This window comes from Bifidobacterium sp. UTBIF-78 (assembly GCF_006408945.1).
GTDB classification, from domain to species: Bacteria; Actinomycetota; Actinomycetes; order Actinomycetales; family Bifidobacteriaceae; genus Bifidobacterium; species Bifidobacterium myosotis.
In genome coordinates this window covers 1-9,589 of the sequence record NZ_JFAO01000069.1, presented here as the reverse complement: position 1 = coordinate 9,589, position 9,589 = coordinate 1, and the positions used below count along the sequence as shown (strand labels likewise).

General features: G+C 59.1%; 12 protein-coding genes. 4 read left to right on the top strand and 8 right to left on the bottom strand.

The window, feature by feature from the left end; translation table 11 throughout:
- The first annotated feature begins 258 nt into the window (after window positions 1–258).
- Window positions 259–477: a hypothetical protein gene (locus BG22_RS10535; RefSeq protein WP_140495405.1), complete on the top strand. Its 219-nt coding sequence runs from the start codon at window positions 259–261 to the stop codon at window positions 475–477.
- Here BG22_RS10535 and BG22_RS10530 read toward each other — a convergent pair.
- Genes BG22_RS10530 through BG22_RS11310 form a run of 3 tightly spaced genes read right to left on the bottom strand, consistent with a single transcriptional unit; the run spans window position 458 to window position 2,397 of the window.
- On the bottom strand, window positions 458–802 hold the full coding sequence (locus tag BG22_RS10530) for a hypothetical protein (protein WP_140495403.1): 345 nt from the start codon (window positions 800–802) through the stop codon (window positions 458–460). The two genes, BG22_RS10535 and BG22_RS10530, sit on opposite strands and share 20 nt — an antisense overlap.
- A 37-nt stretch (window positions 803–839) precedes the next feature.
- Entirely contained in the window at window positions 840–1,937 is a 1,098-nt protein-coding gene (locus BG22_RS10525; RefSeq protein ID WP_258186345.1) for an ATP-binding protein, read from the bottom strand.
- Entirely contained in the window at window positions 1,861–2,397 is a 537-nt protein-coding gene (locus tag BG22_RS11310; protein WP_258186344.1) for a helix-turn-helix domain-containing protein, read from the bottom strand. Before BG22_RS11310 ends, BG22_RS10525 begins: the two co-directional genes overlap by 77 nt.
- 438 nt (window positions 2,398–2,835) lie before the next feature.
- On the opposite strand from BG22_RS11310, the gene BG22_RS10520 reads away from it, so the two are divergent.
- From BG22_RS10520 to BG22_RS10510, 3 genes are all read left to right on the top strand, one after another.
- On the top strand, window positions 2,836–3,159 hold the full coding sequence (locus tag BG22_RS10520; protein ID WP_140495401.1) for a hypothetical protein: 324 nt from the start codon (window positions 2,836–2,838) through the stop codon (window positions 3,157–3,159).
- A gap of 428 nt (window positions 3,160–3,587) precedes the next feature.
- The gene (locus BG22_RS10515; RefSeq protein ID WP_140495399.1) at window positions 3,588–3,857 is read left to right on the top strand and encodes an AbrB/MazE/SpoVT family DNA-binding domain-containing protein; all 270 of its coding nucleotides are present in this window, start codon (window positions 3,588–3,590) and stop codon (window positions 3,855–3,857) included.
- The gene (locus BG22_RS10510; RefSeq protein WP_140495397.1) at window positions 3,854–4,198 is read left to right on the top strand and encodes a type II toxin-antitoxin system PemK/MazF family toxin; all 345 of its coding nucleotides are present in this window, start codon (window positions 3,854–3,856) and stop codon (window positions 4,196–4,198) included. The genes BG22_RS10515 and BG22_RS10510 overlap by 4 nt, the downstream gene beginning before the upstream one ends.
- A 126-nt stretch (window positions 4,199–4,324) precedes the next feature.
- Here the strand turns inward: BG22_RS10510 and BG22_RS10505 are convergent, their stop codons facing one another.
- The 5 genes from BG22_RS10505 to BG22_RS10485 all read right to left on the bottom strand — a co-directional run.
- Window positions 4,325–5,515: a glycoside hydrolase family 1 protein gene (locus tag BG22_RS10505; protein WP_140495396.1), complete on the bottom strand. Its 1,191-nt coding sequence runs from the start codon at window positions 5,513–5,515 to the stop codon at window positions 4,325–4,327.
- 28 nt (window positions 5,516–5,543) lie between these two features.
- Complete coding sequence (locus tag BG22_RS10500) at window positions 5,544–6,419, bottom strand: carbohydrate ABC transporter permease (RefSeq protein ID WP_140495395.1); 876 nt, start codon at window positions 6,417–6,419, stop codon at window positions 5,544–5,546.
- Between the two features lie 31 nt (window positions 6,420–6,450).
- Window positions 6,451–7,368: a carbohydrate ABC transporter permease gene (locus BG22_RS10495; protein ID WP_181163496.1), complete on the bottom strand. Its 918-nt coding sequence runs from the start codon at window positions 7,366–7,368 to the stop codon at window positions 6,451–6,453.
- A gap of 36 nt (window positions 7,369–7,404) precedes the next feature.
- Window positions 7,405–8,682, bottom strand: a complete 1,278-nt coding sequence (locus BG22_RS10490) for an extracellular solute-binding protein (protein ID WP_140495393.1) — start codon at window positions 8,680–8,682, stop codon at window positions 7,405–7,407.
- A gap of 177 nt (window positions 8,683–8,859) precedes the next feature.
- On the bottom strand, window positions 8,860–9,589 hold a 730-nt coding region (locus BG22_RS10485), incomplete at its 5' end, for a LacI family DNA-binding transcriptional regulator (RefSeq protein WP_140495391.1).

Genomic DNA, 9,589 nt, shown 5'->3' with positions numbered 1-9,589 from the left:
CCCCCGGTGGCAAAATGGGACGAAACGTAACACTGCTTCGTTTGAAACTTACGTTTCGTCCCATCACTGGCCGCGCACCCCAGTTTGCACCGCAGTTACCCAGCACAAGCTCAGCCGGATGACCCGGAACCGCGCACAAACCAGCCCGCAACCGGCACCTCACACGACCGACACCGGTCAGCACACCGGCGGGAGACGAACGAGCAAACGCGGCCGTCAAGATTCACCAAGCATGCGATGCCGCATCGGTGCACCGCGATGGACGACCTGGTCGACGGCAGGGTGGAAGGCGCATCGCTCAAATACGACCTGTCGGAATGGTGTTCCTTCCATTTCCAACACCATCGCGCACGCGGCGCAAAGGCCGATACGAGAATCATCTACCGGCGCACCGACGACGGAATCCAGGTCAGGGGATTCGGCCACCGTCACCTGCCCCGAGACATCTACCGGCACATCATGGCCGAAAGACCTTGACGGGCCGATGCCGCGATTTTGTTGGGATAGATCGCCCCAGCAGGTAAGTTAGCTCGCCGCCTCGCAACTGGCCGCCGACGGTCGGGCGGCCTCCGCGCGGCTGAAGATTGTCGATGACGTAGTCGAAGGCCTTCTTGAAGTGCTCCAACGGCGTGTTGGAGATATAGGGACTCAGTCCGGGGACCTTGAAGTAACCGAGGGCCAGGGTCTGCATGCCACGCGACCCGTAGGCGGCGGCACGCACCTTGTTGATGCCGCCGCCGAATCCGTTGAGCACGATGACGGTGGGAAACGGTCCGTCGCCGGCGGGGCGCAGCGCCGACATCCCGCAATCGCGGCTGCCACGACCGCATGTTTTTCGATCACGGCAGCCGGTATCTGCGGTTGCGACTGTTCGTGGTGTCGGTGGGAACAACCTTGCCCTGCTTGACCAGAGACCTGAGCGTACGTCGCGCGGTTTCCACGGATACGCCGGTCTGTTCGGCCAGTTCGCGTGCGCTGCAGGCCCCCTGACGCGTCATGATCGACAGGAACGCCACCTCGCGACCAGCACCTGGCTTCCCGCCGATACCGACGAAGGATGCCGAGACGATTGGATCGTCGCCGGCAAGGTCATCCTGTCCGACACGACTCGTCAACCTCCAATCCGCCTTCGCGGGACGGTGGAACACCACGGCGAACTGATCCGCCGACGCCCGGAATTCCGGCTCGGGCAATCCACGCTCCCGCATCAGCCGGACCATGAGCTCCACGCCGGAGCCCTGTCCCTCGATCGTCGGACCGGCGACGGGAGCCGGCACCGACTCCATCAGCTGCATGAGGATCGCGTTACGACAGCGCGACGTTCCATCAGCGATGTTCTCCAACGTTTTGCCGCCCCACAGCCCGCCCGGGTTGCGAACCACGACACGATCGGAGAATACGTCCACGGATACGGACTGCCCGGTGAAATAGGGATGGTATTCGCGGTGCACGACCGCGTTGGCGATGGCCTCGCGCAACGCCTCCACCGGCAGCTCGCATTCATCGCGGCGGCCCACCCCGTTCACGACGGATATCGTGCGCAGATTCCTGACAGTGGCATGCACCGCATCCTCGATGGCCGTCGGCAACGGTCCGTCGCATAGCACGCGGTCCAGGAATCGAGGCATGCCCGGCATGGATTTGCCGGTTCCAGGATGGCATGCCACGTCGATAAGCAGTTTGGGTTCGAACTGCTGCGGATACTGCCCCAAGGCAAGCAGGCCAGCCAGCCGCACCCTGCCGTCGGACGCGAGGACATTGAGCCGTTCCAACCGCGTGGCCCGGTCCGTAACGCCTGCCAACGCCTTCGAGGTGAGCTTCCGCCCGATCAGGGCATCCGTCAGCTCCCCGTCCAAATCATCAACACCACTTTCCGGGACCGGCGTGGAATCCGCCCGACTCGGAATCAGCGCATTGCGGTACTCGTAGATCTCCATATGCGTCAACCGGAGGTCCTTGTCGTCGCCCCCTCTTGTAGCTGCCCGCCTCCACCCCCTTGGCAAGGATGTAGCAAGGCTTGAACCCAATCTCGTTCTCGATGATCCGTATGGCCAGGACCTGCCCGCCGTCCACCTCGACACGGTCCATCACATAACGGGGAGGATTGCCGAGGCGTGAGCCGGAGACACCTCCGTCCCCCATGCCTTCGATGAACTGGTCACGGACCTTATCCAAGTCGAAATGCTCCGCCAAGGCAAACCCACGACGCTCATCCAGACCGAGCAGAATCAGCCCGCCGAACGTATTTGCGAACGCGCTGACCGACTCCCACACATCCGAGCTCAAACGGTCCGAGCAGGATTTCGCCTCACACCGTGCATCGTCCGTACCATATCGGCGTAGCCGCCCGATAGCCTGCCTGGCGTCCTTCGACAAATCCTCCAACGACTCGGTCATATCACCCCCCATCTCAGTCATTATCTCAGTCAGCGACCGAGAAGATGACCAAGATGTCCAAGCCGACACGACCCCCCCCCGCAACCGGGAAACCGTTGGCCTGCCTGATCTTTCCGGACCACCGACGGCGGATTCTGCGTGCGCCGGTGTTCTTCTCGGTCATCATCTCGGTCAGCGTCTCAGTCAGCGACCGAGAAGATGACCAAAATCCGGGCGGCGGAGCGCCCCCGTTCACGTCAGTTCCTCCAAACCTCAGAAACGTGCAATCTACGCACTATGCGAAACCTCATAAATATGCAATCCCATGGTGTGATTATCCCTGAGAAACATGCAATCATAGGGAGAAACGATGCTACGTCGCAAGGCATACGACAGGCTGGTCGAATGGAAGCGGTCAAGCGAGGGACAGACCGTCATGCTGATTTAGAGGCCCGGCGCGTGAACAAATCCACCATCGCCGAGGAGTTCACTCGCAACGAATACGATTCGTACGCCCTCGTGAACTTCACCAAGGTGGGGAATGAGTTCCGGCAGACGCAAATACACGCCGGTATGCCACAAGTTGGTCGCGGCCTACATCCCGAAGAGGGACATGGCGGCCGCCGACCGAACCAAACTATGCAATACACCAACAGCGGCGCGTGCGCATCACCGTGCTGGAAACCGCAGTCGTTGCGCGACACACTGCTCAAGGCGGGACGCACGCCGCTCGACCGGTACGGCGACACCGGAGCGGACCGGTCCGGAGAGGCACTCCGGTAGAGGTCGGCCCGCGGCGAGCATGACGCAGTCATCACCAACATCGAATCCCGAACGTCAGGAGATGACCGACGACGCAACGAACGTTCGCGTCTGAGCAGGGGACTGCCCACAGGTCAGCTCGTACGCGCATAATGAGGTTGGAATTCCCCCGGATTGGGGATGCCGCGAGATTATCGTTCCCTGTTTTACAACTTATCGATTCACGATTTTACGATACTTGGATTCCCTGTTTTACAAGACGCGGATGCCACCCGCGACGGCGAACGGCGATCGGGCGGTGAAGACGGGAACCCTTGCACCCCGTAGGATGCGCGGCGGGGAAGGCCGCAATGCCTGACCCGATGCAGGAAACCAGCCTTCTGGGCGCACGTATTGGCCGACGAATCAGAAATGTATATCCTTATGGATATACGAAAGGAAGTCCGGTCATGGAAGCAACCGCGACGGTCGCCAAATGGGGCAACAGCGAGGGCATCCGCATCCCCCGCGAGATTAGGGAGGCCACCGGCATACACGAGGGCACGACGGTGAGTCTGGAGACGCGCGACGGCGCAATCATCATCCGCCCGGCCACCGGAGCCGCCAGAAGAATCGGCCGCTACACCCTGCCCGACCTCGACGCACTGTTCGCCGGATATCAGGGCCCCCAGGCCACCGGGGACGGATTCGCCGCGCCGGCGGGACGGGAGGAGCTATGACCGGCAACGGATACCGTCGCGGCGACATCGTCGTGGCCGACCTCGACCCAGCAGCGGGGCACGAGCAACACAAACGATGCTATCTGCTCGTCGTGGGCAACGAGCAGTTCAGCCGCACCTGCAATCTGACGCTCGCATGCGCCATCACGTCGCAGGACAACGGATATCCGCTGCATCTGCCAATCCACCCCATCTCCATGAACAAGACCATCGAGGGATTCGTGGAGGTCGAGCAGCTCAAGGCGCTCGACCTGAAAGCCCGCAACGCAGAAACCGTGGGCTGGGTCCCCGGCGACGAGATGGACCGGATCACCGGCATGATACTCGCCTGCATCGCCTGACTCCCCTCCCCTTCTTTTGGAAGAGACAACCAATATGGCCGACCGCGTGATGAGGCAATATCGGGAATCGCCTCATCACGCGGTCGGCCATATTCTCTTGACTGGCGTGGGATATCGCGATGGCGTCTATCGTAGCGGGTGGAATGCGGTGCCGGTTCGGGAGATGGCGCCGAGCCAGTTGAGCGAGGGGCGGGGCTTGCGTTCGAAGGTGTCCTCGTCCCAGCCGATTAGGCCGAAGGTGGGTTTGAAGGAGCCCCATTCGTAGTTGTCGAGCAGGGACCAGTGGATGTATCCGCGCACGTCGATGCCGTCGTCCATCGCGTCGTGCAGGCCGGCGAGGGCGTCGAACGTGTAGTCGATGCGCCGGTTGTCGTCCGAGGTGGCCAGACCGTTCTCGGTGACGACGATGGGCGTGTGCTTGGCGACCTGCCATGTGTGGCGGACGGCGATGCCGAGCGCCGGCGGGAAGTACTCCCATCCGGTGAGCGTGCGTTCCACGTCGTCCGGATGCGGGACCGGGCCGTCCTTGCCGATGAAGGTGCGCAGGTAGGCCTGTACTCCGATGAAGTCGTCTCCAGTACCGGCCTCGGTGAAGTAGTCCTCGCGAGGGTACTGGTATTCCTCCATTTCCTTCTCGCATCCGGGCATGGCGTGGAACGCCTGGCATGCGATGGTCCATCCGACGTTGGCGTCGGGCAGGGCCTGCTTGATGATGTCGCGGCTCATGTGGTGTGCATCGACCAGTGCCTTGGAGATCACCGGGTCAGGGGCCGGTAGGGAGGCGGCGATGAAGTCCGTTCCCTCGGTGCCGCCCTGGGTGAGTGCGACCATGTTGGGTTCGTTGATGGTGCAGATCCATTTGACGTCGTGCAGGATCGGCAGGACGTAGCGCACGTAGCGTTCGAATTTCTCGAGCGCGTCCGGTCGTTTCCATCCGCCTTCGGCGGCGAACCACAGGGGCATCGTGAAGTGGTAGACGGTCACCATCGGCTCAACGCCGTATTCATGGCAGGCGTCGATCATCGCGCGGTAGTGGAGGAGCTCTGCCTTGGAGAAGCATCCCTCGGCCGGTTCGATGCGCGCCCATTCGATGCCGAAACGGTAGGTGGTCAGCCCCGAGTCGGCGAGCAGGCGGATGTCGTCGCGATACCGGTTGTAGCTGTCGGCGGCATCACCGGATGGCTCCTTGACGTCGGTGCGCGGGGAGTGTTCGCCTGCCCACCAGTCGCTGGCGGTGTTGTTGCCCTCGACCTGGTGGCCGGCCGTGGCCGCACCCCAGAGGAAGCCATCTGGGAAGGAATAGGTTGCGGAAGTCATGGAAACCTCTTTCTGATATAAGGAGTTGTTACTTGATGCCGGTCATGGCGACGCCCTGGATGAAGTAGCGCTGCAGGAACACGAACAAAAGCAGGATGGGCGTGATCACCAAGACCGAGCCGGCGAGCAGCACGCTGTAGTTCGTGGCGTTCTGTCCGGTGGAGTACAGGGACAGCGCCACCGGCAGCGTGTACATCTCCTCGCTCTGCGCAGAGACCAATGGCCACAGGAAGTTGTTCCAACTGGACAGGAACGTGAGGATGGACAACGTCGCCAGGGCGGGACCGCACTGCGGCAGCACGATCTGGAAGAAGATGCGCAGCTCCCCCGCGCCGTCGACCCTAGCGGCCTCCATGAGCGCGTCCGGGATGCCGCCGATGAACTGACGCATGAGGAACACGCCAATCGGCTGGCACAGGAACGGCAGGATCAGCGCCGCGTACGTGTTCGAAAGGTGCAGATTCGAGATAATCACGAACAACGGCACGAACGTGGCGACGGATGGCACCATCAGCGTAACCATAACCACGCCGAACAGGATGTTCTTGCCCGCGAAGTCCATCTTGGCCAACGCGTATCCGACCATCGAGCAGAACACGATGTTGCCGAGTACGGTGATCACAGCGACCACAAGGCTGTTGGTGAAGAACGAACCGAAGTTCAACTGGGTGAACCATTGCGTGAAGTTCGCGAGGGTCGCGTGCTCAGGCAGGAGCTTCGGTGGTTTGGCGAGAATCTCCCGCTGGGTCTTGAGCGATCCGAGCACCATCCACAGGAAGGGGAAAATCCAGACCACACTAATCAGCGCGAGAATGATGTACGAGATGCCACGACCTTTGACAAATCGCTGACCGAGCGAGAGCTTGTTGTCCGGAATTGACACGGACTTGGTTGTTGCGCTCATATCATGTCTCCTTTCAGTAGTTTCAGCCATCTCAGCCATCGGAACGCAGCACACGGAACTGCAGTACGCTCACCAGCGCGATGATGATGAACAGCACCCAGCTGGCTGCGGAAGCGATGCCATACTGGCCGAATCCGAACTTCTGGTAGACGTAGTATGCGGCGGACAGCGTGGAGTCCAGCGGGCCACCCTGCGTCATGACGAACGATTCCTCGAAGAACTGCAGGTACGCCACGGACAGGAGCACAGCGCCCAGCAGGAGCGTGGGCTTGAGCAGCGGCAGGGTGATGGAACGGAATGCGCACCACTTGCTGGCCCCATCAATCGCCGCAGCCTCCTTGAGCTCCTCCGGGATGGCCTGCAGGCCGGCCAAGAAGATGATCATCAAGGTGCCCATGTTGCGCCAGATGGTCATGACCATGAGCGCAGGCAACGCGTAATGCGTGTCGTGCAGCCAGTCCGGCCCTTGGATGCCGACCAGCGAGAGCAGCGAGTTGAGCAGACCGTCGGCCTGGAGGATGTAGCGCCACACCACCGAGACGGCCACGACGCTGGCCAGGACCGGTGCGTAGAAGAGGGCCCGGAAGAACGCGTTGACGTGCTGCAGACCCTTGTCGAGCGCCACCGCGAACGCGAGGGCGATGACCATGGTGATGGGCAGGCCGACGAGCACGAAGATGCCGGTGACCTGCAGCGAATGCAGGAAACGCGCATCGGAGAACAACGCGATGTATTGCTTGAGCGCCACGAAGTTCACGTTGAACGGGGTGCGCAGGTCGCGGGAGGTGATGTCGGTGAACGACATCGCCATCGAGGAAATCAGGGGGATCAGCATGAACACACAGAAGATGACTGCGAACGGCAGGGCGAATCCCCATGCGAGCAGTGTCCGGCGGTGGCGAAGGGCGCTGCCGTAGCCCTTCGCCTTGTCTAATGAGCGCTTGGCCATCATCGGTTACCTATAGATTGGCGTTTCCAACCGGACTCATTCACCGATGCCTATCGAGTCGGCCTCGGACTGGAGTCTCTTGAGACCGTCCTCTACGCTTATCTGCCCTTTGTGAATTTGCTCCATGATGCGATCACCGGCAGCAGAGACCTGAGTCCACGTCACAACGGCAGGAGGGGCTGATGTGCTCTTCAGCTGATCGCCATATGCCTTGAGCTTCTCATCATTCGCCAATACATCCGACTCCCAAGCTTTCTGCGAAGAAGGGAGAACCGAAGCCTTCCGATACCAATTAACCTGAGTTTCCGGCTGCATCATCCATTGGATGAATTTCCAAGCCGATTGCTTATTCTGAGATTCGTTCATTACCACCAAATCAGCGCCACCAACAAACGAAGTAGAGGATTTGCTGCCCTTGGGAATGACAGCTGTAGCGTACGTGTCAGGATCTCCACCTTGTGTTGCAATCTGGCTAATGGTGGTCGGACCGCCAGTCATAATCGCAGTCTCCCCCGAAACAAATTTAGTAATACCCACACCCGGCAACGCATCAGAACTAGTACTCGACAACCCCTCCTTGAAGAACCTATCGATATATTCCGTCGCTTCTTTCATCTCAGGAGTGTCCAAAGTCCATTCCTTCTTGTCGTTCATCAACGAAACCCCATCGGAGAAATACGCCCAGAGTGTACCTTGCCACGAATCCGCACCTCCAGCACCGATAGCCATACCGTTCTTGACACCTTCAACGGATTTCACGTCTTTTGCCATCTGATGGAGTTCATCAAAGGTTTCCGGAGCTTTATCCCATCCTGCCTTCCTTGCGATATCGGTTCGATAGTACAGTACGTGACTATCCACATACCAAGGAATACCAAGCTGAACATTATTGACTTGTCCAGTCTTTAGCGGGCCATCTGACAAATCGCTTAAATCGAAATTCTCAGGTACTCTTTGAAAAGCATTTGAAAAATCTGCCATCCATGTTGTTCCCATCTGCATGACATCCGGCACTTTACCGGCGGCTATGGCGGTTTGGATCTTGTCATGCGCGGAAGCCCACGGGATTGCGGTCACTTTGACCTTGACGTCCGGGTTCTCTTTCTCGAAGTCCTTGACGAAGTCGCCGAGCAGCTCGCCCTCGTTGCCCATGGCCCATACGGTGAGCTCTCCGGTGGCCTTGCCCGAATCGATGGTGGTGACGTCGTCTGCGGCCGCCGAATTGTCATTCGTCCTCCCGCACCCGGCCACCCCGGCCAGCATCGCCACGCTGGCGACCGCGGCAATCGAGGCCTTGAACATGCTACGCTTCATTTCATTCCTCCTTGAACCTTTTGCTTTCTTGCAATCTATGGATTTAACCGCTTAGATTGCAATTACTATTTAAGCGCGTAGATTGTTGTTTGTCAAATTCCACACCTGTTCGACACGCAATCCCGTCTGGATGTACCTGCCGCAAATCAGGAATCAATGCCCTTAAGAATCAACTAATCAGCAGCCACAACTTTCACGCACAAGCAATCGAACTGGGACTTGATGATATTCATTACGCTCCCAAGGTGCTCCCGCACGCTCATCTAACAATTGAGCAGCAAGACGCCCCATAGTCTCCATAGGCTGACGAACCGTGGTCAGTGAAGGGGACATCAGTTCGCCAGCAAGGACTCCATCAAAACCCGTTACAATGACGTCTTCCGGCACCCCTAATCCCGCATCGCGCAGGACTTGAATGACCTCAAACGCAGTCTGATCGTTTGTGCACATCAACGCCTGCGGCAACCGCCCATGATCTATAGCCTCGCATAACCCCACCAGACGTGAATCCGCTGCAGTCATGCTGTTTTCATCCAACGGACATTTCGGGACATCAAGGCCCCGTCTTTTCAAGCATTTACGTAGTGCAGTAAATCGCGAGTAAGTATCATAATTGCTACAATCACCTATGAACGCAATGTCATGGACACCATGCACATCAATAAGATGATCGACTAGTTGATTGATGCCTGCCTCGTTGTCACAACAGATGCACGCCAGCGGCTCTTCAACAGGACCTTGGCTAAGCCGCACAATCGGAATGTTCCGGCTTAACGATAAAAGCGGTAAAGAAGTTACATATCCACTAGGGAATATGGCCAAGCCGTCAACCCTTCCAGCGACTTCGATAATTCCTTGCCCCACATCAGAACCAGCAGTAGTCCCTAGTAGCACACTGCAACCTCTA